Below are 23,368 nucleotides of genomic sequence, written 5' to 3'. Positions count from 1 at the left end.
CCTGGCGTCGCGCCCGGCAGCGAACGTTGGCGCGCCCGCGCAGTCCATCCTGCCGTCTTCACTCCATCCGGCCCTGCCCATGAGCTCACCGCTAACCCTGCTATTTGTTTTTGCCCTTGCCCTGAGTCTGGCCTTGCGGCTGTGGCTGGCCGCGCGCCAGCATGCCCATGTGCGCGCCCATCGCCAGGCGGTGCCGGCGGCTTTTGCCGGCCAGGTGTCGCTGGCCGACCACCAAAAAGCGGCGGATTACACCTGCGCCAAAACCCGGCTGACGCAGCTTGACGCGCTGTGGGACAGCGCCATCCTGCTGGGCCTGACGCTGGGCGGCGGCATCGACGCGCTGGCGCGGCTGTGGGCCGGCTGGCTGGCCGACCCGCTGTGGCAGGGCGTGGCGGTGATCGCCTCCACCTTGCTGCTCAGCGGCGCGCTCAGCCTGCCGCTGAGCCTGTACGCCACCTTTGGCGTGGAGGCGCGCTTTGGCTTTAACCGCAGCACGCCGGCGCTCTACCTGGCCGACCTGGCCAAATCGCTGGCGCTGTCGGCGCTGCTTGGCCTGCCGGTGCTGGCGCTGGTGTTGTGGCTGCTGGCGGCGCTGGGCGATCAGGCCTGGCTGGCGGTGTGGTCGGTGTGGGTGGGGCTGAGCCTGTTGCTGATGTGGCTGTTTCCCACGGTGATTGCCCCCTTGTTCAACCGCTTTCAGCCGCTGGCCGACCAGGATTTGAAAACCCGCATCGAAGGCTTGCTGGCGCGCTGCGGTTTTGCCTCCAGCGGCGTGTTCGTGATGGACGGCTCGCGCCGCTCCAGCCACGGCAATGCCTATTTCACCGGCTTTGGCCGCGCCAAGCGCATTGTATTTTTTGACACCTTGATCAAGCAGCTCAGCCCGGCGCAAATCGAAGCGGTGCTAGCGCATGAGCTGGGGCATTTTCATCATCGCCATATTGTGCAGCGCATGTTCACCAGCTTTGTCCTGTCGCTGGCGGTGCTGGCCGGCATGCAGTGGCTGCTGGGCTGGGCGGGGTTTCAGCCGGCGCTGGGCGTCAGCCATGGCACGCTGGCCACTGGCTTATTGCTGTTTTTGCTGGCGCTGCCGGCTTTTACCTTTCCGCTCACCCCGCTGACCAGCCTGTTGTCGCGCCGCCACGAATACCAGGCCGACGCCTTTGCCGCGCGGCATGCCTCGCCTGCCGAGCTGATTGCCGCGCTGGTGGCCTTGTACCGCGACAACGCCGCCACGCTGACCCCCGACCCGCTGCATTCGCGGTTTTATGATTCGCATCCGCCGGCCAGCCTGCGCATTGCCCACCTGAAAGAATTGTCCGCATGAGCCAGACTTGCACCGGCCAGATCATCACCAGCTATGGCCGCCGTTACATCGTGGAAACCCCGGAAGGGGTGCGCTACGACTGCACCACGCGCGGCAAAAAAACCGACTACGCCTGCGGCGACCATGTGGATTTGCTGGTGCAAAACGCCGAACAGGCGGTGATCGAGCGCGCGCAGCCGCGCCAGAGCCTGCTGTACCGCTCAGACGCTTTTCGCAGCAAGCTGATCGCCGCCAATGTCACCCAGCTGGCGATTGTGCTGGCCCCGGTGCCGACCTTTAGCGAAGAGCTGCTGAACCGCTGCCTGGTGGCGGCCGAAGCGGGGGGCATTGCCCCGCTGATCGTGCTGAACAAATGCGACCTGCCACAGGCCGAGGCGGCGCGCGCACGGCTGGCGGCCTGGCAGGCGCTGGGCTATCCGCTGCTGCCGCTGTCCGCGCGTGAAGACGTCAGCGCGCTGCGCGCGCGCCTGCAAGGCCACACCAGCGTGCTGGTCGGGCAATCCGGCATGGGCAAATCCACCATCACCAACGCCTTGCTGCCAGACGCCTGCGCGCGGGTGGGCGAGATTTCCACCGCGCTGGATTCTGGCCGCCACACCACCACCCACGCCCAGCTGTATCACCTGGACGCCGACAGCCATTTGATCGACTCGCCCGGCTTGCAGGAATTCGGCCTGCGCCACCTGCACGCGCCCGACCTGATTCATGAGTTTCCCGAACTGCGCCCCTATATCGGCCAGTGCCGTTTTCATAATTGCAGCCACCGCGTCGAGCCTGGCTGCGCGCTGATTGCCGCCGCCCAGTCCGGCGCGGTGTCGGCCGAACGGCTGGCGTTCTTGCAAAAGCTCACCGACGAGCTGTCCCCACGCGGCTGAGCCGCCTCCTCTCTGGCGGGTTTTTGCGGTGCTGACGCACGCGGAAACCCCGCCCCGCCTGCGGCGACGCAGCATATTCTTGTCTACTAGGTAGTTTTTCGTAAAACCCCCAGGTGAATCGGCCTTGCTGGCATTTTTCTGGCAGATGATTGCTGTTTTTCTGGAAATCTGGCGAAAAATTTCGCGCCAGCACGCGGTTTACGTACCGGTTAATGCTGCGCCGCACGACAAGTCGTCACACTCAAGCAAAATTTTAATGCTATAACCATAGGGTCAGCGCCGCGATGCGCATGGCGAAGACAGGGCGCAGACCCTGCCGCCAACATCCGCACTGACGCCTGCGCCAGGCCTTGCCGCGCAGGCGCGCCGCGCGCCATGTTTTGCCGGCGCGCGCAGAACACACAGACACAGACGGAGAGAGAACCCATGACGAAAAAAATCGCACTGGTCACCGGTGGGATGGGCGGCATCGGCACCGCCATTTGCAAGGCGCTGGCTGATGCCGGCTGCACCGTGGTCACCACCTACAGCAAGTCCGGCAAGGAAGTGCAATGGCTGGCCGACATGAAAGAGCAGGGTTACGCCATGCACGCCTATCTGTGCGACGTGACCGACACCGACGCCTGCGCCGCCACCGTGGCGCAAATTGCCGCCGAAGTGGGCCCGGTGGACATTCTGGTCAACAACGCCGGCATCACCCGTGACGGCACCTTCAAGAAAATGAACAAAGTGGACTGGGACATGGTGATGCGCACCAACCTGGATTCGCTGTTCAATCTGTGCAAACCCACCGTGGATGGCATGGTCGAGCGCGGCTGGGGCCGGGTGATCAATATCTCGTCGATCAACGGCCAGAAAGGCCAGTTCGGCCAGACCAACTACTCCGCCGCCAAGGCCGGCATGCATGGTTTTTCCATGGCGCTGGCGCAGGAAGTGGCCAAGAAGGGCGTCACCGTCAACACTGTGTCGCCGGGCTATATCGGCACCGATATGGTGATGGCGGTGCCGGAAGAGGTGCGCAACAAGATCATCGCCGGCATTCCGGTCGGCCGGCTGGGCAAGCCGGAAGAAATCGCCGGCCTGGTGACCTATCTGGCCTCGGATCTGGCCGGGTTCATCACCGGCGCCAACCTGGCGATCAACGGCGGCCAGCACATGATGTAAGCGGCGTTTGGCGTGATGGTGTGACTTTGCCGTCTGCCCACGCCTGCCGACTAAGCACGGCTTACAAAACCCAGCGCGCTGGTCAGGCGCGCTGCCGCAGACAGCACAAGCCAGTACGGCAAGACCGCGCAACAACGCCAGGAGGGTTTTGCTAGCCGCTCGAAATACCCAACGGCCCGCTGTGATACACCACAGCGGGCCGTGTGTCATGGCAAATCGCGCCAGCCGCAGCGCTCAATCCGCCTCGAAATGCCGCGCCAGCCGAGCCATTTTTTCGGCCTGGCGCAGTAAATCATCAATCATGCTACGCGCCTGCTGCGCCGCCTGCGCCGAAGCCTCCAGCTGTTCGCTGACATTCACTGTGCGGTTGACCAGGTCATGCGAGGTAATCGACTGCTGATGGTTGGTTTCGGCAATGCCGCACACCATGTCATTCACCTGAATACTGGCCGCGACAATCTGTTGCAGCGCCGCCATGGCGGCATCCAGCTGGCCTTCACCGTGGCGGGTATGTTCGCCCACCTGGCCCATGGCCGCGACTACCGATTGCGCCACCGCCGTCACCTGGCTGACCAGGGCGTGAATCTCGCCGGTACTCTGGCTGGTGCGCTCGGCCAGCTTGCGCACCTCATCGGCCACCACAGCAAAACCGCGTCCGGCCTCACCGGCACGGGCGGCCTCAATCGCCGCGTTCAGCGCCAACAGATTGGTTTGCTCGGCAATGGCGTGAATGGTTTCGGTCACCGTGGCAATGCTGCCTACCGCGCAGTGCAACTGGTCGATGGCGCCTTGGGCGTTTTGCATGATGTGGACGGTTTTCTGCGTGCCTTCGTGCGAGACGCGCATGCGGGTTTCACCGCTTTCCGCCAGGTCGCGCGCGCTGTCGGTGTGCTCGGCTGCCACCTTGGCGTTATCAGCCACTTGGGTGATGGAAGCGCTCATCTGCTCAATCGCCGCAGAAATCGCACAAGCACTGTCTGCCTGGCTGTCAAAGCGGCGCATCATCTCGGCCATACTGTCGTTCAGCTTTTTGGCGCGGCTTTCTACCAAGCGAGCATCGTGCAGCAAGTCATCGACAATCACTTTTACCTGCACCTGCATCGACGCCAGGCCGGATTCGATCAGGCCGATTTCGTCGTCGCGCTCGGTGGGCAAGGGGTTGGTCAGCACGCCTTCGGCGATGCGGGCAAAGGTGTGATTGATGTGGGCATAGCGCTGGCGCGCGCGGCCATAGGCCAGCCAGGCCAGCAGCGAGCCCAGCAGCATGGCGCCCACGCCGCCCCAGCGCGCCCATGGCGCATCCAGCGTGGCGCTGGTCAGTGCCACAGCGTTGATGAACAGCAGGCCCAGCAGCACCTTGGCGGTGGAGCTTAAGCGCAGGCCGCGCGATTTTTTCAGTTTGCCGTCGCGCCCCAGCTGGCGATGCAGGATTTCTGCCTTGGCGATGCCGTCACGCGGCGCCGGAGAACGTACCGACATGTACCCTGTGGTCTGTCCACGTTCGCGAATGGGCACCACAAACGCCGATACCCAGTAATGGTCGCCGTTCTTGCAGCGGTTTTTCACCAGCCCTTGCCATGGTTTATCACGGCGCAGGGTTTTCCACATATCGTCAAACAGCGTGGGTGGCATATCGGGGTGCCGCACAATATTGTGATTGACCCCCAGCAGCTCTTCGCGACTGAAGCCGGACATGTCCACAAACGCATCATTGGCGTAGGTGATGATCCCCTTCAAATCGGTTTTGGTGACAATCGTCCCGTGCGTGAACGGCTTTTCACGCCCGGTGACGGGTTGATTCAACTTCATCCCCTGGCTACCCCTGACTATTGTGCGCGCCGCCTGTCTTGTGCGCAGGTTGGGCGTGGCGCGGATTCATTTTTTTGCCGCCATCCGGGTGCGGCGCCGAGCCCGACAAGCGGGCGCTGCAACACTGTTGCCCTGCATGGTATTCAGCCCGCATCAGCTGGCGCGCTGGAATCTCTATGCAATATCGGGGCCATGCCCCGCACAGCCAGGCAACGCGGGCATGCTGCGAACGCCATGGCCTGCTTGGCCACAGGCGTGCGCCATGCTGCCGCTCTGGCACAAGGCCACTCACAACATACTGCCAACATCTGATCAAGGAGGATGACCGACGGTCAGAACCCGCCGGCAATACTGGAACGAATACGCGCTGGAATCAGCCTCGGCCCCGGTATACACACCGAGGAATCATGACGGGGCGGATGCCCCCACACCTGCCCCGTCATTTGCCTGATCCCTTGTCATCTCGCGGCCTGCCCCCAACTACCCATGCATGCCGCGCGACAGGCTCTCCAACACCCAAAACCCGGGAGAGCGCATCCTGCAGACGCGGGCCACCACAAGAGATGGGCCGTTTGCCGCTGCAATGCAGCGGCATATGCTGCGCACCGTGCCGGCCATGGCTGGCGGCGTGGTGTGTTTCCGGCCGGATTGGGCCGGGCAGGTCTGCCGATGTGGGCAGCATTCTACGGTGATCAATGGCAAAAAACAGGTGAAAAACTGGCTGTTTCAGCCCTGACAGGGCAAAAACTGCACAATCCTTGCGCTGGATCAAACTGGGCATTTTGTCTGGATGGCCAAACAGAATGTCCACAAATCAACGAAAATTCTCGAAGACGAACATTTTTTTTGCTGCAGCGCAGCAATTTTCAGCAACTGTGTCTCTGTCCTTGGCATCAGGGTTTCCCCCTACATGACAGCGTCTCAGTGCTGGCGTCACCTGCGCAAGCAGGCTTTACCCAGCAAGGTAAACACAGAAAAAAATCCAGAAAAAACAAGGGCGGGAATTTTTGGCAAAAAAAAAGCGCGGGAGATAAGCCCGCGCTTCAATCTACAAAGGAGAAATAGAGGAGAAACTATCAAGAAGCAATTGCTGCATCTCAACGAGTACGGATTATCCAGACCGACCGTGACCCTGTCAACGCTCTTCATGTTGCTAGGCATCATTTTTGTAAAAAATTGTCGCTGTAGGGCAAATAAGATGTTCATTAGCGAACATCAGCGGTACACCGACCCTGCCACCGGCAATAGCGCAATCGGCCCTGAGCACGCATGCACAAGCGGCGCAGCGCACGCCCATCTGTGCGACAATAACGCCGATTTTGTGCCCTAGTAGCGGAACCCTCCCATGTCGATGTTGCTGCCTGATCCCCGCCTGTACCCCCGTGTTGACCCCGATAACCTGTTGATTCGCCTGGCCATGGCCTTGCTGACCGAGCGCGAGGCCGGCCGTGCGCTGACCCGCGCCGAAGCGCTGAAAGACGCCATCGCCGCGCAACTGGCCGCCGCCGACGACAGCGTGCTGAACGCCGCGCTGCGCCATGCGCCGTCGCAAGAAGTCTATAAAGCCGTCTGGCAAGCTGCGCTGGACGTGGTGGGTCAGGTGGGCAACGAGCGCCACGCGGTGATTTTTGCCTTGCCGGTGGTGCTGGTGGCCGGCTGCAAGGGCCGCGCCGAGTTGCCCGAGCGGCTGAGCGATGTGGACGCGCTCAGCCAGCTGCTGCGCCAGCACGGCGTGATCGACGCCCAGGCGGAATGCTTTATCTCGGGCAAGCTGGTGCACCCGGACACGCTGGAAGGGCTGAGCTTCAGCCAGCTGTACCGCTACAGCCGCAATTTGGCCGACGCCGGTCGCGGCCTGCCGGTGGAGCTGCCGGGCGACCCGGCGCCGGTGAAGGACGATTGCGTGCTGGTGCGCTATCTGGTGGGCGTGGCCATGCGCGAGGCCAATGGCGAAATGCCGGTGAAACTGGGCGGCAGCATGGGCGCCTGGGGCATGCCGCTGATGCAATTGCTGGGCGAGCAGCTGAAAACCGCCAATGTGACGCTGTTCCCCATCCCGCGCGTGCCCAACTGGCTGCGCGAGGCGCACCGCCAGGGCCAGGCCGCCCGCCAGGAAGTCAATCTGCAAGTGTTCGCCAGCAATATCATCCGCAAGCTGCGTGAATATTCGCTGCCGATCACCGCCATCGCCGCCGCCCACGACAATGGCGAGCTGCGCTTTACCATCAGCACGCCGGGTGACGACAAAAACTGGGCGGCGCACGCCTGGCCGCTGGCGCCGCTGGATTCGGTGGAGCGCATTGCCGAAGAATTCATCGGCCTGATGCGCGAATGCCAGGTGGAAGACGTGCGGCTGGTGAAAGAAGTGCAAACCGACCGCGAGCATGGCATTCCGTTTTTTGTCACCGTCAACGACCCGGCGGCGCAATCGCACGGCCTGCATTAAACGCTGCTCACACCAGCCGCCTGGCCTTGTTGCGCGGCCTTTGTCTTATAAGCACGGTCTGCGGCCGCACGCCTTGCCAGGCGTGCTTCACTGAGTTTGGTAAGCGATGCAACACTTGGCCAAGTGAACGCCCCCAACGCCCGCTGAAACCAGCGGGCGTTTTGCATGGTCATCTCCATCAGCTGAGCATCTGCATACGATTTTGCAATCATTATACTTTTGTATATAATAAATTCATCCACTCGCCCGGAGCCCGGCATGAACCCGATCATCGACAGTTTTTACCACCCCGCCACCTGGACCGTTACCCACCTGGTGTACGACCGTCCCGGCGGCGTGGCGGCGATTATCGACCCGGTGCTGGACTTTGACCCGCGCTCGGGCCGCACGCGCAGCGACTCGGCGCAACAGGTGCTGGCCGCCGCGCGCGCGCTGGATTTGCACGTGGCCTGGGTGCTGGAAACCCACGCCCACGCCGACCATTTATCCGCCGCTGCCTGGCTGAAAGCGCAGCTGGGCTGCTCGGTGGGCATTGGCGAGCGCATCCGCGAGGTGCAGCACACCTTTGCCGGCCTGTTCAATCTGGGCGACGCCGCCCCGCGCGATGGCGCGCCGTTTGACCGGCTGTTTGCCGATGGCGAAATTTTTGCCCTGGGCGGGCTGAGCGTGGAAGTGCTGGCCGTGCCCGGCCACACCCCGGCCGATGTCGCCTACCGGATTGGCGACCATGTGTTTGTCGGCGATACCCTGTTCATGCCAGATGTCGGCACTGCGCGCTGTGATTTTCCCGGCGGCGACGCCCATCAGTTATACCGCTCGGTCCGCCGGCTGCTGGCCCTGCCGGAATCCACCCAGTTGATGCTGTGCCACGACTACCCGCCAGCGGGCCGCACCGAACCGGCCTGGGTGTGTACGGTGGCGGCACAGCGCGCCGGCAATATCCATGTGCATGACGGCGTGGACGAGGCAACGTTTGTCGAGCGCCGGCAGGCGCGTGACCGCACGCTGGACATGCCCACCTTGTTGCTGCCCTCGGTGCAGGTGAACATCCGCGCTGGCCAGTTGCCGCCGGCCGAGGCCAATGGCGTCAGCTATCTCAAGCTGCCGGTCAATGCGCTGTGAGCTGGACGCTGTTTAATCTGCTGTGGACCGGCGCGCTGATTGGCGGCCTGCAAGGCGTCACTGGCGCGGGCGGCGGCATCATGGCCGTGCCGGCCTTGGTGGCGGTGCTGGGCTGGGGCGTGGTGCAGGCCGGGCCGGTGGCCTTGATTGGCGTGGCCGGCAGCGCCGCGCTGGGCGCCTGGGATGGCTTTCGGCATGGCCTGGTGCGTTGGCGCGCCGCCTTGCTGATGGCCTGCGCCGGCGTGCCGGCGTCTGGCCTGGGCGCCATGTTGGCGCAGCAATTGCCGGGGCGTGTGTTGCTGGCGCTGTTTGCCGCGGTGATGCTGTGGACTGCCTGGCGCTTGCTCAACAAATCGGGCCAAACCGGCGAAGACGAAGCATCGCTCTGCCCGCTGCACCCGGAAACCGGGCGCTTTGTCTGGCCCTTGCGCAGCATGTTGCTCATCGGCGGCGTCGGCGTGTTATCCGGGCTGATGACCGGCCTGCTGGGCGTGGGAGGCGGTTTTATCATTGTGCCGGCCTTGCGCCGGCTCAGCCCTTTGCCGATGCACAGCATTGCCGCCACCTCGCTGCTGGTGATTGCCCTGGTGGGCGCTGGCGGCGTGGGCATGGCCACCTGGCACGGCGTGCATCCTCCTGTCGATGTTGCGGCGCCGTTTCTGCTGGCCAGTCTCGTCGGCATGCTGGTGGGCCGACGGGTGTCGCGCCGTTTGTCGCAGGCCGCCGTGCAGCGCAGTTTTGCCTGGATGGTGTGTGCAGTAGCTGGTTATTTATTACTGAAAAGCGCCGGGCTGGTGTGAGTCTGCACCCGCCGCGGGTTGTCTCTCAGGGTTTTCTCCGGGTGTTTCTTGCTTCACCCTGCTGACATGCTGTGCCAGGCGACTGGCCAGCATGCTTTTTTATTTAGGAGTGTTTGACTGATGAAAACCGCACACGATCTGGTGCTGGCCGCGCGCGCCGGCATCACCGAACTCACCCCGTCGCAGGCACAAGCCTGGCAGGTGAGCTGCGCCGCCTTGCTGATTGATGTGCGCGAGCCGGACGAATTTGCCGCCGGCCATGTGCCCGGTGCGGTGAATGTGCCGCGCGGTATGCTGGAGTTTCGCATCGCGGATTTACAGCCTGATGGCAACGCGCCTGTGCTGGTGTACTGCAAGACCAGCGGCCGCGCGGCGCTGTCTTGTCAGTCACTGGCCAGCCTGGGCTATACCCAGCTGCGTTCGGTGGCGGGCGGGTTTGATCAGTGGTTGGCGGAGGGCTTGCCGGTGGAGCAAGCGACGCTGCCGTCGTTTGAATAAGCACCGCCGAGAAAACCCTCCTGGCGTTGTTGCATGGCGCCCGTCATGTCTGCTGCCGTCGCACACTTGGCCAGCAGTACTGTGCTGCATTTGGTCAATCGTGCTACCTCAGCACTCAATAGACATGAAAAACCCCGCCGAGGCGGGGTGCGTCGAACGCGGCATGCAAGTGAATTACCGCAGTTGATCAGTTGTCCGCTGCCTGACCGCCCGAGGCGCTGGCAGACAAGGCAACCACATTGTCTTCAGCAGGCTTCCATTGGCTTTGCAAGCGCCAGCGGCCACTGATATCTTCCAGCCGGACAAACCAGTGTGCCGCCGCAGGCAGGGTCAGCTTGCCCATGTAAAAGCCTTCGCCACTCTTGACCAGCTCGACTTGCTGATCCCGATCCGACAGGGTGGGATGCAGCATCAGCAAACGTACTTTGTCCGGCGCTGCCGCCACCGGGCTTTGCAGCATCACCCGCACATCACGGCCACCCTCGCCAAACATCACTTGCGCGCCCATTTTCAGCCGGGTAGCTTCGTTGTCGCGGGTGAGCTCGGCGTTGATTTCCTTGCCGCGTTTGTAATAGTCGTCGTTCACCAGTGCATCCTGGGTGCGCACGGCCACAGCAGCCGTGGTCAAGCCAGCGACCACCACCACCATCGGGCCGAGCATCAGCAACCAAGGCCAGCGTTGACGATACCAGGGCACGGTGGAAATCGGGGTGGTCGATTGGCTCATGATGCGCTTACTCTCCAATAAAGCTGCTGGGCTCTTCCAGATTGACCGCATTGTCATCCAGGGACTTGATCACAAACTGGATTTTGTGGCTGCCCTTGGGTGCGCTCTCCGGCGGTGCCTGAACGTTCAGGGTCACCAGCACATTGCCCGTGGGCGGCACGTCAAACACATCTCGCTCGGCCACCAGCTTGATGCCAGGCAGACCTTGCACAGACAGTTTCAGCTTCTGCGGGTTCTCGGAAATATTGATAAAGCGGATATTGTACGTATTTTCCAGCAGGCCATCCTGGGTTTCACGCACCAGCGAGGCGCGGTCGCGCAGGATATCCACCTTCAGCGGCTGGCGCATCATCAGGCCGGTGATGGCGATGCCGGCGACGGTGAACAGCACCAGCGAATACATGATCACCCGCGGACGCTTGATGCGGGTCCAGATCTGGCTTTCCGGGTAGTGTTTTTCCAGCGCGTTTTCCGTGGTGTAACGGATCAGGCCGCGCGGGTAGTTCATCTTGTCCATCACTTCGTCGCAAGCGTCGATACAGGCAGCGCAGCCGATGCACTCGTATTGCAGGCCGTTGCGGATGTCGATGCCGGTCGGGCACACCTGCACGCAGATGCCGCAGTCCACACAGCTGCCCTTGCCGACGCTGGCCGGGTCCACGCCCTTCTTGCGCGTGCCGCGCGGCTCACCGCGTTCGGTGTCGTAGGAGATAATCAGGGTGTCGGCGTCAAACATCACACTCTGGAAGCGGGCATACGGGCACATGTATTTGCACACTTGCTCGCGCATGAAGCCGGCCATGCCATAGGTGGCAAAGGCGTAGAAGAAGATCCAGAAGGTCTCCCACGGGCCCAGATCCCACACCAGCAGTTCGTCAATCAGCATGGTGCGCGGGGTAAAATAGGCCACCAGGGTAAAGCCGGTGATCAGCGAGAAGGCAATCCACAGCGTGTGCTTGGCGGTCTTCAAACCCAGTTTGCGCGCCGACATCGGTGCTGCATCCAGCTTGATGCGCTTGCTGCGGTCGCCTTCGATCAGGTGCTCAAACCACAAAAACACTTCGGTGTACACTGTCTGCGGACAGGCGTAGCCACACCATAAGCGGCCGGCAATGGTGGTCCACAGGAACAAGCCCAGCGCACACATCATCAGCAGGGCGGCAACGTAGATGAAATCCTGCGGGAAGAAGGTGATGCCAAAAAAGTAGAATTTGCGGTTGACCAGATCAAACAGCACCGCCTGGCGGCCGTTCCAGGTCATCCAGGGAAAGCCGAAATACACCAATTGGGTCAGCCAGACCATGGCCACGCGCATATTGGCGAATAGGCCGGTGACGTGACGCGGGTGGATTTTCTTGTGCTCGGCGTACAGAGAGACGACTTCAGCCTTGTTGTCTGCCTTGTTGTCGGCAGGCACAGGCTTGATCGGGATGGACTTTTTGTCGCTCGACATACTCGTGGTTCCTGAGAAAGGTTTAGCCAAACAGTCGCAGCAGACCGGCGCGAAGCGGCAGGCCACTGCTTGGCTAAACCCTCTGCATTCAGCAGAGCCAGCTTGCCAGACAGCTCGACAAGCAGGAAGTTTACGCCATACGCAAAGGATATTTGGCGCTATATTTATTCTATCAAAATCTATAGTGACTGCGTGGAATTAGTGAACCCAAGTTTTCCACTTGTTGACACAGGTCAAATCCGGCCCGCGCCAACAGGCAGAAACGACACTGCCCGCCAAAGCGGGCAGTGTTGCACATCTCAACAGGCCTCAGCGATTACTGAGCAGCGGCCTTGTTGTTGGACAGACCCCACACATAGGCGGTCAGCAGGTGCACCTTGCCGTCGCCCAGGAAGTCTTTCCACGCCGGCATCTGGTTGGCGCGACCATTGGTGATGGTCTCGATGATGGTCTTTTCAGTGCCGCCATACAGCCAGATGTTGTCGGTCAGGTTCGGGGCGCCCATGGCCTGGTTACCCTTGCCATCCGGGCCGTGGCAGGCTGCGCACACGGTAGAGAAGGTTTCCTTGCCGCGACCGGCGCGTTCGGCGTCATGCTTCTTGCCGGACAGCGACATCACGTAGTTGGCCACGTCCTTGACCTTTTCTTCGCCAAAAGCCGCACCAAATGCCGGCATCTGGCCTTGACGACCACCGTTCAGGGTTTGCAGGATTTGCTCCGGGCTGCCGCCATAGAGCCAATCGTTGTCGGTCAGGTTCGGGAAGCCCTTGGCGCCACGGGCATCAGAGCCGTGGCACTGGATGCAGTAGGTCTGGAACAGGCGCTTGCCCATTTCCTGAGCTTCCTTGTCAGCAGCCACCGCCTTGACATCTTGCTTCAAGTACTTGTCGTACAGCGGCTGGTACTTGGCTTCGGCTTGGGAACGCTCTTCCTTGTACTGGCCAACCGAGGTCCAGCCACGCAGGCCGGCCCACTTGCCCAGACCTGGGTACAGCGCCAGGTAACCAATGCCAAAGAAGATGGTCAGGTAGAACATGCCCATCCACCAGCGCGGCAGCGGATTGTTGTACTCCTCCAGGTCACCATCCCACACATGACCCATGGTCTGGACCTGCTCACCCTTCTTGAGCGTGGTCTTGGACTGGCTGAAGAGCAATGCGCCCACACCCAGGATACCGACCACCACAATCACGGTGATCCAGATACTCCAGAAATCACTCACAAAATCACTCATCTTTTTGCTCCGTCGGAAGCTGACGGCGAGCGAGTGCCGTCAGCTTGCTGTGAACCCTCTTCATCGTCGGCAAAGGGCAGGTTAGCCGCTTCGTCAAACTGCTTTTTGCTGGTCTTGCTGTATGCCCAGAAGGCAATCAGCAGGAAGCAGACAAACGACAGCACGGTGAAGATGATTCGAATCAGATTGATGCCGTCCATGGACTGGAAATCAACGCGTGTTCTTCAGCGCCAGACCCAGGCCCTGCAGATAGGCGATCAGAGCTTCCATTTCCGACTTGCCTTCCACCATGGCCTTGCCTTCGGCAATTTCCTGGTCGGAGTACGGCACACCCACTTTACGCAGGGCAGTCATCTTGGCAGCCACGCCATCGGCATCAGCCAGGTTCTTGGAGAGCCACGGGAAGGCCGGCATGTTCGATTCCGGCACCACGTCACGCGGGTTGGTCAGGTGGACACGGTGCCATTCGTCGGAATAGCGGCCGCCCACACGGGCCAGGTCCGGACCGGTACGCTTGGAACCCCACTGGAACGGATGGTCGTACACCGACTCACCCGCCACCGAGTAGTGGCCATAGCGCTCGGTTTCGGCGCGGAACGGACGGATCATCTGCGAGTGGCAGTTGTAGCAGCCTTCGCGGATGTAGATGTCGCGACCAGTCAGTTGCAGGGCGTTGTACGGCTTGACGCCCGCCACCGGCTCGGTGGTCGACTTCTGGAACATCAGCGGGAGAATCTCAACCAGCATGGCCACGCTGACGGCCAAGAGGGTGAACACGATCAGATAGCCGACGTGTTCTTCAACCAGTTTCTGAAACTTTTCCATGTTCGCTTTCCTTCGTCCGACTTAGTGAGCGTGAGCCACGGCCGGGATTTCAGCCACAACCGGGCGACCAATGGCGATGGTGCGGAACATGTTGTAGGCCATCAGCAACATGCCAGTCAGGTAGAACACACCACCCAGCAGACGGACAAAGTGGTACGGATAGGTAGCCTTCACCACTTCGGCAAACGAGTAGGTCAGGGTGCCATCCGGGTTCAGGGCACGCCACATCAGGCCTTGCATCACACCGGAAATCCACAGGGCGGCGATGTACAGCACCACACCCACGGTAGCCAGCCAGAAGTGTGCTTCGACCAGCTTCATGCTGTGCATTTGCTCACGACCAAACAGACGCGGCAGCAGGTAGTAGATGGAACCAATGGAGATGAAGCCCACCCAGCCCAGTGCGCCGGAGTGCACGTGGCCGACGGTCCAGTCGGTGAAGTGCGACAGGGCGTTCACGGTCTTGATCGACATCATCGGGCCTTCGAAGGTGGACATGCCGTAGAAGGACAGCGACACCACCAGGAACTTCAGCACCGGGTCGGTGCGCAGCTTATGCCAGGCGCCCGACAGGGTCATGATGCCGTTGATCATGCCACCCCAGGACGGAGCCAGCAGAATCAGCGAGAACACCATACCCAGCGACTGAGTCCAGTCCGGCAGGGCGGTGTAGTGCAGATGGTGAGGACCTGCCCACATATAGGTGAAGATCAGCGCCCAGAAGTGCACCACGGACAGGCGATAGGAGAACACCGGACGGCCAGCTTGCTTGGGCACGAAGTAGTACATCATGCCCAGGAAGGCGGCGGTCAGGAAGAAGCCCACGGCGTTGTGACCGTACCACCATTGCACCATGGCATCCACAGCGCCAGCGTACACCGAGTAGGACTTGGTCAGGGAAACCGGGATTTCCAGGCTGTTGACGATGTGCAGCAGGGCCACAGTCAGGATGAAGGCACCGTAGAACCAGTTGGCCACATAGATGTGCTTGACTTTGCGCACGGCGATGGTGCCAAAGAACACAATCGCGTAAGCCACCCAGATCACAGTGATCAGGAGGTCAATCGGCCATTCCAGCTCAGCGTATTCCTTGCCGGAGGTGAAACCCAGCGGCAGGGTGACGGCGGCCAGCACGATGACCAGTTGCCAGCCCCAGAAGGTGAAGGCGGCCAGTTTCTCGGCGAACAGGCGAACCTGACAGGTGCGCTGAACGACGTAGTAGGAGGTGGCGAACAATGCGCAACCGCCAAAGGCGAAAATCACGGCATTGGTATGCAGCGGACGCAGACGACCAAAGTGCAGCCACGGACCAAAGTTCAGGTCCGGCCACACCAACTGCGCGGCGATAATCACGCCCACCAGCATGCCGACGATGCCCCAGATCACGGTCATCACGGCAAACTGGCGCACCACCTTATAGTTATAAGTGGATTGCGTTTCCATTTAGGGTTTCTCCAAGGTTGCTAACACAAGAATCAAAAACCGTCGAGCAGGCCTGTTGGAAACGCCCCATATGCCCCCATATGGTTGTGATGCGCTTCCACCGGCTCGGGCCGGGGACTGGCGCCGCAGGGCCAAAAGCCCTTGTGTGCGACGCGGTCAGCTACACGCCCCCGTATCTGAATCGACCCATTTTACATCGAAGGGGCCGCACAGGCCACACAGATGCATGGCCAAGTCAGTCAACCCTTGCCTGACGCAAGACTCAATTCCAGCCAACTCATTATATTGTCATGCCTTGACAAGGTGTTGACGTAGGTCAACCCCAAGCCAGCCCATCAGCCGATTTCCCCGTATTTTTACCATGCCAGGGGACTTGACCTGACTGAGCCACGCCATCAGCATGGGCAAAAGGCATACACATCTTCGCCTGCATGCGGCACACTGTCAGTCCGACTTTATGTGCACACGAGCCCGCCATGATCCACCCCTTGCATTACCGCCTGTGCGTGGCCGACCCGGCCGCACACTATTTTGATGTCACCCTGTCCATCCAAGCGCTGACCCCTGGCCCACTCACCCTGCGTCTGCCCTGCTGGATTCCCGGCAGCTATCTGCTGCGCGAATTTGCCCGCCATATTGTCAGCCTGCATGCTCAGGCCGATGGCGCCAATCTTGCTGTCACCAAAATCGACAAACACAGCTGGACGCTCGACCCCGGCCAGGCCCGCCGGCTGGAAATTCACTATCGGGTATACGCTTTCGATCTGTCGGTGCGCGGCGCGTATCTTGATCTTGAGCGCGGCTTCTTCAATGGCAGCAGCGTGTTTCTGGAAGTCGCCGGCCGCGCCGACGAGCCGGTCAGTGTGGAGATTGCCGCACCGGAACACCCGGCCTGCGCCGACTGGAAGCTGGTCACCAGCCTGCCGCGCCTTGGGCGCGCCGCCCGGCATGGCTTTGGCCGCTTCTGCGCCGACAACTACGCCGAGCTGATCGACCACCCGGTGGAAATGGCTCAGCTCGACCTGGTGCGCTTCACCGCAGGCGGCGTGCCGCACGAAATCGCCGTCAGCGGCCAGCATCGTGGTGACCTCAAGCGTCTGGCGCGCGACGTCAAGGCGGTGTGCGAATGGCAAATCCGCTTGTTTGGCGCGCCGCCGCCGTTTACCCGCTATGTGTTTTTGCTGTATGTCGGCCAGGATATTTATGGCGGACTGGAACACCGCGCGTCCACCGCCTTGATGGCCGACCGCGCCGCGCTGCCGGCAGAGGGAGAAGAAGCGCCCAGCAAGGCGTATCAGGATTTGCTCGGTTTGTTCAGCCATGAATATTTTCACGCCTGGAACGTCAAGCGCATTGCCCCGGCCGTGTTTACTCCGCACGACCTGTATCAGGAAAACTACACCCGGCTGCTGTGGGCGTTTGAAGGCGTGACCTCGTATTACGACGACCTGGCGCTGGCGCGCAGCGGGGTGATCAGCGCCGAGCAGTATCTCAAGCGCCTGTCCGATACGCTGACTGCCGTTGAGCGGACGCCAGGCCAATATGTACAAAATCTGGAAGACGCCAGCTTCGACGCCTGGATCAAATACTACCGGCAAGACGAAAACAGCCCCAACAGCCTGGTGAGCTATTACACCAAGGGCGCATTGGTGGCTTTGTGCCTGGATTTGTTGATTCGCCGCGACACCCGTGGTGCGCGTTCGCTGGATGACGTGATGCGCGCGCTGTGGCAACGCTGGCTGGCAGATGGCCAGGGCGTGGCGGAAGCCGAATGGGAGGCGATTGCCAGCCAAATCAGCGGGTTGGATTTATCCGACTTTTTTGACCGCGCCTTGCGCAGCGTTGAGCCCTTGCCATTGGCCGAACTGCTGGCCAGCGTTGGCGTCACGCTCAGCCACAGCAGCGGCGACAGCCAGGCGCCGACGTTGGGGGTGAAAACCGAGCGTGATCCGCTGGGTTGGAAGATCAAATGCGCTTACCAAGACGGCCCGGCGCAGCAGGCTGGCCTATCGGGCGGCGATGTGCTGATTGCACTGGATGGCCTGCGCATCCACGACCTGGACGCCATGCTGGCGCGCTATCAAGCGGGTGAACAGCTCAGCGTGCACGCCTTCCGCCGTGAGCGGCTGCTGCACGTGAACATCACCCTGCAAGCGCGCCCGCACGACCATTGCGCGCTGGCGTTTGAGCCAGAGCGGGTCAAGGGATGGTTATCAACACAGGGCTGAGATGGCACTGACGGTGCGCCAGAACCGCAGTTCTGGCGCACCCCTGACAGAACAAGCAATATGTCTTGCGCTTAAGCAGCGTTTTGTTGAGTCATGGCTTTCAATACTTCCGTTTTTTGCGCACTGCTGCTGGAACTGCCAAAGTAATAGCCCAGAATGGTCGTCACCGCGGATGACAACACGCCAAGAATATACAAAATAAAATCCTTGGTGGCGCTTTGCTGCTCCTTGACGGCATCCTGCACTGAACGGGCGTTGTCCAGCACTTTCTGCGCCAGCACCAGATCATCCTGCGTCTTGGTATACTGAGCGGTTTTCTCTGGCGGCAATTGCCGCATTTGTTGGGTAAGCTGCGACACCGCCTGCGCAGCGGCCTTCATCTCGACCAGTTGCGCACCACTTTTTGAAGATAAATCAATAAAGTAGTAAAACATGGCAAAACAGGCCAGCAGGGTTAGCACAGCCAGCACGGAAGGTATCTGTGCGGTGAACGCTCGGGGAGCCAAAACGGGTGCCGACGCAACGGTCGCCGGCGCAACGGGTGCAGCGGAAGAAGCATTAGACATGATCAAACTCCTAAAAAATCCAATATGACATTCATCACCAAAGCCTATGTGCTTTGGCTGACGCCAGCATAAAACAAATCATGGATTTCCGAGGAGCTGCTTTTTGCAAGCTGGATATTATCGCCAGCAAAAAACCCATACAAATAAAACACCATCAGTAGTTTTACTCTACCGATGAAGAAAAGCTTAGCATCTCTTGCTAGACAACCCCATACTTGCATGTATTTCATGGCAAACATGCCACCTCAGCGCCCAAAACCCATATCAGGGCTCAATCGTCGCCGTATTCCACCTCCAGCGCCGCGCGGCGGGCACTGAAAAACCCATACAAGGCGCTGACAGCCGGGCCGATGGCGCCCAGCCACTCCGCTCGGCGCACCTCGTCCACCTCGCCCAGAAACGGACGCATCTCCGGGTCGGGGTCGCGCTCGAAGGCCAGGGCCATGATCGGCGCCAGCGCCTCGCCCAGTTGCGGGTGATCAAACACCTCGGCCCAATCGTCGTTGAACAGCTGCATGCCGGCACTGAAGCCTTCTGCCCAGTCATTGCCGCGCACCTCGCCTGCGGCGTCTTCTTCCAGCCAGGGCTGAAACTCGGCGCCGCTGCGCAAGGTGTCGGCAATATCGCGCCAGTGGCGGCCCACCAGATCGACAAATTGTTCCAGCGCCTTCACCGAGGTAAAGCTTTCGTCGTCGTCAAATGCCGGGCCGAGCACCAGCGGCAAGGTGGCGGTGGCGCTCAGTGCCTCCGGGCCGGCGAGCAGGGCAGTAAAAAAGCCATCCATGTGTTCCAGCGACATGGCGCCTTGCGGGGCCAGGCGGGTGAGGGTGGCGGACAGGCGTTGGTAATCCTTGTCGGACAAGGGCGCGGGCATGCGGACTTCCTTAGCAAGCAAATCGGTTTACACAGAATGGGGGGCGGCTTAGCGTCGCTGACAACACTCAGCGAAGCAATCCAGGCCAGACGTGTGACCGCAGTCAGTGCAATTGCACCACCGGGTCACACAATAACGCCAGGAGGGTTTTGTACGCAGCGCCTACCAGGGCTTGCCGGTCAACGCCTGCCAGGCTTCAGCCATGGCGTGCAGCTGACGGCGCAGCGCCTCCAGCCGGGGGTCGGCCAGCGCTGGGGTATCCAGCGCCTCCAGCACACGCTGCGCGCTGCGGCACACATCGACAGCGGCGTTAAAATCCGCCGCGCTGAGCACCTTGCCGTTGCGCACCTTGCGCCAGTACACCCGCAGGGTGCGCAGGCGGGCGGCGGCGGCTTCGGTGCTGGCCAGTTCGCCCAGCAGTTGATCTGCCAGTTGGCAGGCGTTTTCCGCCAGGGCAAAGCGGGCGCGTTCGGCCGGTGTCTGGCCACGGGTTACAGATAATTTCGCCATTACATCAGCACCTCAACCGATTTTTCGCCCAGCAGGGCGCGCAGGCTGTCCAGCAAGGCATCGCTGAGCATCACATTCCACGCCTCGCCGGCGTCCAGCTCGCCGCGCGCCTGGCTGCCGGCATAGCGAAAGCGCAGGGGGCAGGGGCCGCTGCCAGCAAAGGGTTGCAGCAGGTGTTTGAGCTTGCCGATATCGCTCTCGGCGTGCAGGCTCAGCGCCAGGCCTTGGGCAAAGCGGCTTTGCGCCTCAGCCAGCTCCAGCACGCTGTCCACCACAATGCGCAGCCCGCCAGAGAAATCATCGTAGCTGACCTTGCCTTCAACAATCAGCAGCGCGTCTTCGCGCAACTTGTGGCGATTGGCTTCGTAGGCTTCCGAGAACAAAGACACATCGTGTTTGGCGGTGCCGTCGTCCAGTTGCACAAAGGCCATCTTGCCGCGACTGCCCACCTTGGTGCGCACCAGGGTCACCACCCCGGCCAGGGTTTGCGGCTCTTTCTTGGGCGACAGGCTGGCCAGGGTGTTTTTGACAAAACGGCGCACCGTGGCGGCATGGGCCGAGAACGGATGGCCGGACAGATAAAAACCAATCGCCAGTTTTTCTTCCGCCAGGCGTTGTGCTTCACTCCAGGCCGGCACGTCCTTCATTTCCACCGGCGGCGCCACGCTGTCGTCAAAGTCATCAAACAGCCCGCCCTGATTGATATTGGCGGCGGCCTGTTCAGCCAGGCTCATCGCCAGTTCGACATTGGCCAGCAGTTTGGCGCGATTGTCGTCCAGGCCGTCAAACGCGCCAGCGCGGACCATGGTTTCGATGGCGCGGCGATTGACGATGCGCTTGTCGGTGCGCCGGCAGAAGTCAAACAAGTCCACAAACGGGCCATGGGCCTCACGCTCGGCAATCAAGTGCTCCACCGCCGCCTCGCCAGTGCCCTTGATGGCGCCCAGCGCATAGCGGATATGCTGACGGTCGGTGGGCACAAAGCGGTAATGGCTGTGGTTGATGTCCGGCGGCAAAAACTTCAGCTTGTTTTTCAGCGAATCGTCGTAAAACACCCGCAGCTGGTCGGTGTTGTCCAATTCACTGGACATGGTCGCCGCCATGAATGCCGACGGATAATGCGCTTTCAGCCAGGCGGTCTGGTAGCTGACCACCGCATACGCGGCCGTGTGCGACTTGTTAAAGCCGTATTCGGCAAACTTGGTCATCAGGTCGAACAACTGCTCGGCCAGCGCCGGATCGTAGCCCTTGGTCTTGGCCCCTTCCGCGATGATGCTGCGGTGCTTGGCCATTTCTTCCGGCTTTTTCTTGCCCATTGCCCGACGCAGCATATCGGCGCCGCCCAGGGTGTAGCCGCCGATGATCTGCGAGATCTGCATCACCTGTTCCTGATACACGATCACGCCATAGGTCGGTTCCAGGCAGGCGGTCAGGTCGGGGTGGAAGTAATCCACCGCCTGCTTGCCGGCCTTGCGCAAGATAAAGTCGTCCACCATGCCCGAACCCAGCGGGCCAGGGCGATACAGCGCCAGCACGGCGATGATGTCTTCAAAACGGTCGGGCTTGAGCTTTTCCAGCAGCTTTTTCATGCCGTCGGATTCCAGCTGGAACACCGCCGTGGTGTTGGCCTCCTGCAAGACCTTATAGGCTGCCGGGTCGGTAAACGGCATGGTGTTCATGTCAACGCTGAAGTCGGGCTGCAATTGCTTGATGTAGCGCACCGCCAGATCAATGATGGTGAGGTTGCGCAGGCCCAAAAAGTCGAACTTCACCAGGCCGACTTGTTCCACATCGTCCTTGTCAAACTGGCTGACCGGGCTGGCGTCTTCGCCGCCGGCCTGGTACATCGGGCAAAAATCGGTGATTTTGCCCGGCGCAATCAGCACGCCGCCGGCGTGCATGCCGATATTGCGGGTGAGGCCTTCCAGCTTTTTCGCCAGCTCCCACAACTCGGCGACTTCTTCTTCCTGCGCCAGCCGGTCTTTCAGGATGGGCTCCATCTCCACCGCGTCGTCCAGGCTGTATTGCTTGCCCGGCGCGGCCGGAATCAGCTTGGACAGACCATCGCAAAACATATACGGCAAATCCAGTACGCGGCCGACGTCGCGCACCACCGCCTTGGCAGCCATGGTGCCAAAGGTGACGATCTGGCTGACCGCGTCGGCGCCGTATTTTTCCCGCACGTATTCAATCACCCGCCAGCGGTTGTCCTGACAAAAGTCGATGTCAAAGTCAGGCATCGACACCCGCTCCGGGTTCAGAAAGCGCTCAAACAGCAGGGCGTAGGCCAGCGGGTCGATGTCGGTAATGCCAATGCTGTAGGCCACCAGCGAGCCGGCGCCCGAGCCCCGGCCAGGGCCGACCGGGCAGCCATTGTGCTTGGCCCAGTTGATAAAGTCGGCCACGATCAAAAAGTAGCCGGGGAAACCCATCTGGATGATGGTGTCCAGCTCGAACTTCAGCCGCTCGCGGTAGCGCGGCATTTCTGCCTCGCGCTGGGCCGGGTCGGGGTAGAGCGCCTGCATGCGCTCGACCAGGCCTTCGTTGGCGCGGTGGATCAGATAATCATCCAGCGTCATGCCGTCCGGGGTGGGGAAGTCCGGCAGGTAGTTCTTGCCCAGCTGAATGGTGACATTGCAGCGCTTGGCGATTTCCACCGAGTTGGCCAGCGCTTCCGGCAGGTCGGCAAACAGCTCGGCCATTTCGGCCGTGCTCTTGAAATACTGTTCTTCGGTAAACAGCCGCGCGCGGCGGCGGTCGCCGAGGATTTCGCCCTTGGCGATGCACACCCGCGCCTCGTGCGCCTTGTGGTCATCGCGGTGCATGAACTGCACCGGGTGGGTGGCCACCACTGGCAAGCCGGTTTCGCCGGCCAGCCACAGCGTGCGCTCCACCAGGGTGTCGCAATGCGGCGCGCCGTAGCGCTGGATTTCCAGATAAAAACCATCGCCAAAGCGCGCCGCCCAATCGCGTGCGGCGGCCTGCGCCACCGGCAGCTGGCCATCCAGCAAGGCGCGGCCGACATCGCTCATGTGCGCGCCGGACAAGGCCAGCAGGGTGCGGCAGCGTTCGGGCGTCAGCCAGTCGCGCTTGATTTCGGCGCGGCCATGGCGCTGGTTGGTGCGGTAGGCGTCGGTGAGCAGTTGGCACAGGGTGAGGTAGCCGTCGCGGTTGCGCGCCAGCAACAGCAGGCGAAACGGCGCGTCGGCGTCGTCCGGGTTTTCCACCCAGACATCTGCCCCCACCACCGGCTTCACCCCCTTGCCACGGCAAGCCTTATAAAACTTGACCATGCCAAACAGGTTGGCCAGATCGCTCAGGCCAAGCGCCGGCATGCCGTCGGCCACGGCGCGGCCGACGGCCTCGTCCAGGCGGACAATGCCGTCAGTGATGGAGAATTCAGAATGCAGGCGAAGATGTACAAAGCGCGGGGTAGTCATCGCCGTATTTTACCCGGTTCGCTGACC

The 23,368-nt window shown here is 61.3% G+C and carries 21 protein-coding genes; 9 read left to right on the top strand and 12 right to left on the bottom strand.

What is annotated here, in order from left to right:
- Nucleotides 1-79: 79 nt before the first annotated feature.
- The 3 genes from DFR34_RS04400 to phbB all read left to right on the top strand — a co-directional run bounded on the left by DFR34_RS04400 (nt 80) and on the right by phbB (nt 3,366).
- A complete protein-coding gene (locus tag DFR34_RS04400) occupies nt 80-1,327 on the top strand; it encodes a M48 family metallopeptidase (RefSeq protein WP_110389959.1) in 1,248 nt (415 codons plus the stop codon).
- Nucleotides 1,324-2,202, top strand: coding sequence for a ribosome small subunit-dependent GTPase A (gene rsgA / locus DFR34_RS04395; protein WP_110389958.1), 879 nt, complete (start codon nt 1,324-1,326; stop codon nt 2,200-2,202). Before DFR34_RS04400 ends, rsgA begins: the two co-directional genes overlap by 4 nt.
- A gap of 426 nt (nt 2,203-2,628) precedes the next feature.
- On the top strand, nt 2,629-3,366 hold the full coding sequence (gene phbB, locus DFR34_RS04390; protein ID WP_110389957.1) for an acetoacetyl-CoA reductase: 738 nt from the start codon (nt 2,629-2,631) through the stop codon (nt 3,364-3,366).
- Nucleotides 3,367-3,600: 234 nt separating this feature from the next.
- Here phbB and DFR34_RS04385 read toward each other — a convergent pair whose 3' ends face one another.
- The gene (locus DFR34_RS04385; protein WP_158281731.1) at nt 3,601-5,169 is read right to left on the bottom strand and encodes a methyl-accepting chemotaxis protein; all 1,569 of its coding nucleotides are present in this window, start codon (nt 5,167-5,169) and stop codon (nt 3,601-3,603) included.
- A gap of 639 nt (nt 5,170-5,808) precedes the next feature.
- Between DFR34_RS04385 and DFR34_RS16760 the strand changes: the two genes are divergently transcribed.
- From DFR34_RS16760 to DFR34_RS04360, 5 genes are all read left to right on the top strand, one after another.
- Complete coding sequence (locus DFR34_RS16760) at nt 5,809-6,240, top strand: hypothetical protein (protein WP_146215049.1); 432 nt, start codon at nt 5,809-5,811, stop codon at nt 6,238-6,240.
- A 280-nt stretch (nt 6,241-6,520) separates the two neighbouring features.
- Entirely contained in the window at nt 6,521-7,621 is a 1,101-nt protein-coding gene (locus DFR34_RS04380; protein WP_110389955.1) for a hypothetical protein, read from the top strand.
- A 258-nt stretch (nt 7,622-7,879) separates the two neighbouring features.
- Nucleotides 7,880-8,743: an MBL fold metallo-hydrolase gene (locus DFR34_RS04370; protein WP_110389953.1), complete on the top strand. Its 864-nt coding sequence runs from the start codon at nt 7,880-7,882 to the stop codon at nt 8,741-8,743.
- The gene (locus DFR34_RS04365; protein WP_245906811.1) at nt 8,740-9,543 is read left to right on the top strand and encodes a sulfite exporter TauE/SafE family protein; all 804 of its coding nucleotides are present in this window, start codon (nt 8,740-8,742) and stop codon (nt 9,541-9,543) included. The genes DFR34_RS04370 and DFR34_RS04365 overlap by 4 nt, the downstream gene beginning before the upstream one ends.
- 120 nt (nt 9,544-9,663) lie before the next feature.
- Nucleotides 9,664-10,041: a rhodanese-like domain-containing protein gene (locus DFR34_RS04360; RefSeq protein ID WP_110389952.1), complete on the top strand. Its 378-nt coding sequence runs from the start codon at nt 9,664-9,666 to the stop codon at nt 10,039-10,041.
- Nucleotides 10,042-10,228: 187 nt separating this feature from the next.
- On the opposite strand, the gene DFR34_RS04355 is transcribed toward DFR34_RS04360, so the two are convergent.
- The 6 genes from DFR34_RS04355 to ccoN all read right to left on the bottom strand — a co-directional run bounded on the left by DFR34_RS04355 (nt 10,229) and on the right by ccoN (nt 15,723).
- On the bottom strand, nt 10,229-10,768 hold the full coding sequence (locus tag DFR34_RS04355) for a FixH family protein (protein WP_110389951.1): 540 nt from the start codon (nt 10,766-10,768) through the stop codon (nt 10,229-10,231).
- Nucleotides 10,769-10,775: 7 nt separating this feature from the next.
- Nucleotides 10,776-12,221, bottom strand: coding sequence for a cytochrome c oxidase accessory protein CcoG (gene ccoG, locus DFR34_RS04350; RefSeq protein WP_110389950.1), 1,446 nt, complete (start codon nt 12,219-12,221; stop codon nt 10,776-10,778).
- 316 nt (nt 12,222-12,537) lie between these two features.
- On the bottom strand, nt 12,538-13,455 hold the full coding sequence (gene ccoP, locus DFR34_RS04345; RefSeq protein WP_110389949.1) for a cytochrome-c oxidase, cbb3-type subunit III: 918 nt from the start codon (nt 13,453-13,455) through the stop codon (nt 12,538-12,540).
- The gene (locus DFR34_RS04340) at nt 13,452-13,655 is read right to left on the bottom strand and encodes a cbb3-type cytochrome oxidase subunit 3 (RefSeq protein ID WP_110389948.1); all 204 of its coding nucleotides are present in this window, start codon (nt 13,653-13,655) and stop codon (nt 13,452-13,454) included. Before DFR34_RS04340 ends, ccoP begins: the two co-directional genes overlap by 4 nt.
- Before the next feature lie 10 nt (nt 13,656-13,665).
- Complete coding sequence (gene ccoO / locus DFR34_RS04335; protein WP_110389947.1) at nt 13,666-14,280, bottom strand: cytochrome-c oxidase, cbb3-type subunit II; 615 nt, start codon at nt 14,278-14,280, stop codon at nt 13,666-13,668.
- Between the two features lie 21 nt (nt 14,281-14,301).
- Complete coding sequence (gene ccoN / locus DFR34_RS04330) at nt 14,302-15,723, bottom strand: cytochrome-c oxidase, cbb3-type subunit I (protein ID WP_110389946.1); 1,422 nt, start codon at nt 15,721-15,723, stop codon at nt 14,302-14,304.
- A 476-nt stretch (nt 15,724-16,199) separates the two neighbouring features.
- Between ccoN and DFR34_RS04325 the strand changes: the two genes are divergently transcribed.
- Complete coding sequence (locus DFR34_RS04325) at nt 16,200-17,951, top strand: M61 family metallopeptidase (RefSeq protein ID WP_110389945.1); 1,752 nt, start codon at nt 16,200-16,202, stop codon at nt 17,949-17,951.
- Between the two features lie 71 nt (nt 17,952-18,022).
- On the opposite strand, the gene DFR34_RS04320 is transcribed toward DFR34_RS04325, so the two are convergent.
- From DFR34_RS04320 to dnaE, 5 genes are all read right to left on the bottom strand, one after another.
- Nucleotides 18,023-18,517: a hypothetical protein gene (locus DFR34_RS04320; protein ID WP_146215046.1), complete on the bottom strand. Its 495-nt coding sequence runs from the start codon at nt 18,515-18,517 to the stop codon at nt 18,023-18,025.
- A 44-nt stretch (nt 18,518-18,561) separates the two neighbouring features.
- Complete coding sequence (locus tag DFR34_RS16755; protein ID WP_146215045.1) at nt 18,562-18,756, bottom strand: hypothetical protein; 195 nt, start codon at nt 18,754-18,756, stop codon at nt 18,562-18,564.
- 32 nt (nt 18,757-18,788) lie between these two features.
- The gene (locus DFR34_RS04315) at nt 18,789-19,391 is read right to left on the bottom strand and encodes a UPF0149 family protein (protein ID WP_110389943.1); all 603 of its coding nucleotides are present in this window, start codon (nt 19,389-19,391) and stop codon (nt 18,789-18,791) included.
- A gap of 162 nt (nt 19,392-19,553) precedes the next feature.
- The gene (locus tag DFR34_RS04310) at nt 19,554-19,901 is read right to left on the bottom strand and encodes a hypothetical protein (RefSeq protein ID WP_110389942.1); all 348 of its coding nucleotides are present in this window, start codon (nt 19,899-19,901) and stop codon (nt 19,554-19,556) included.
- Nucleotides 19,901-23,341 carry a DNA polymerase III subunit alpha gene (gene dnaE, locus DFR34_RS04305; protein WP_110389941.1) on the bottom strand — a complete coding sequence of 1,147 codons (3,441 nt, stop codon included), beginning with the start codon at nt 23,339-23,341 and terminating at the stop codon, nt 19,901-19,903. The genes DFR34_RS04310 and dnaE overlap by 1 nt, the downstream gene beginning before the upstream one ends.
- Between the last annotated feature and the right edge of the window lie 27 nt (nt 23,342-23,368).

The sequence above is a fragment of the Rivihabitans pingtungensis genome, from assembly GCF_003201855.1.
In the GTDB taxonomy this organism is placed as follows: domain Bacteria; phylum Pseudomonadota; class Gammaproteobacteria; order Burkholderiales; family Aquaspirillaceae; genus Rivihabitans; species Rivihabitans pingtungensis.
Note: the sequence above shows the minus strand (reverse complement) of the source record. Positions and strands in the feature narration are given on the sequence as shown.

Excerpts from the sequence above, each read along its gene's own strand:
- DFR34_RS04400 (WP_110389959.1), top strand. The coding sequence starts at position 80 with ATGAGCTCACCGCTAACCCTGCTATTTGTTTTTGCCCTTGCCCTGAGT.
- rsgA (WP_110389958.1), top strand. The coding sequence starts at position 1,324 with ATGAGCCAGACTTGCACCGGCCAGATCATCACCAGCTATGGCCGCCGT.
- phbB (WP_110389957.1), top strand. The coding sequence starts at position 2,629 with ATGACGAAAAAAATCGCACTGGTCACCGGTGGGATGGGCGGCATCGGC.
- DFR34_RS04380 (WP_110389955.1), top strand. The coding sequence starts at position 6,521 with ATGTCGATGTTGCTGCCTGATCCCCGCCTGTACCCCCGTGTTGACCCC.
- DFR34_RS04370 (WP_110389953.1), top strand. The coding sequence starts at position 7,880 with ATGAACCCGATCATCGACAGTTTTTACCACCCCGCCACCTGGACCGTT.
- DFR34_RS04360 (WP_110389952.1), top strand. The coding sequence starts at position 9,664 with ATGAAAACCGCACACGATCTGGTGCTGGCCGCGCGCGCCGGCATCACC.
- DFR34_RS04355 (WP_110389951.1), bottom strand. The coding sequence starts at position 10,768 with ATGAGCCAATCGACCACCCCGATTTCCACCGTGCCCTGGTATCGTCAA.
- ccoG (WP_110389950.1), bottom strand. The coding sequence starts at position 12,221 with ATGTCGAGCGACAAAAAGTCCATCCCGATCAAGCCTGTGCCTGCCGAC.
- ccoP (WP_110389949.1), bottom strand. The coding sequence starts at position 13,455 with ATGAGTGATTTTGTGAGTGATTTCTGGAGTATCTGGATCACCGTGATT.
- DFR34_RS04340 (WP_110389948.1), bottom strand. The coding sequence starts at position 13,655 with ATGGACGGCATCAATCTGATTCGAATCATCTTCACCGTGCTGTCGTTT.
- ccoO (WP_110389947.1), bottom strand. The coding sequence starts at position 14,280 with ATGGAAAAGTTTCAGAAACTGGTTGAAGAACACGTCGGCTATCTGATC.
- ccoN (WP_110389946.1), bottom strand. The coding sequence starts at position 15,723 with ATGGAAACGCAATCCACTTATAACTATAAGGTGGTGCGCCAGTTTGCC.
- DFR34_RS04325 (WP_110389945.1), top strand. The coding sequence starts at position 16,200 with ATGATCCACCCCTTGCATTACCGCCTGTGCGTGGCCGACCCGGCCGCA.
- DFR34_RS04320 (WP_146215046.1), bottom strand. The coding sequence starts at position 18,517 with ATGTCTAATGCTTCTTCCGCTGCACCCGTTGCGCCGGCGACCGTTGCG.
- DFR34_RS16755 (WP_146215045.1), bottom strand. The coding sequence starts at position 18,756 with ATGTTTGCCATGAAATACATGCAAGTATGGGGTTGTCTAGCAAGAGAT.
- DFR34_RS04315 (WP_110389943.1), bottom strand. The coding sequence starts at position 19,391 with ATGCCCGCGCCCTTGTCCGACAAGGATTACCAACGCCTGTCCGCCACC.
- DFR34_RS04310 (WP_110389942.1), bottom strand. The coding sequence starts at position 19,901 with ATGGCGAAATTATCTGTAACCCGTGGCCAGACACCGGCCGAACGCGCC.
- dnaE (WP_110389941.1), bottom strand. The coding sequence starts at position 23,341 with ATGACTACCCCGCGCTTTGTACATCTTCGCCTGCATTCTGAATTCTCC.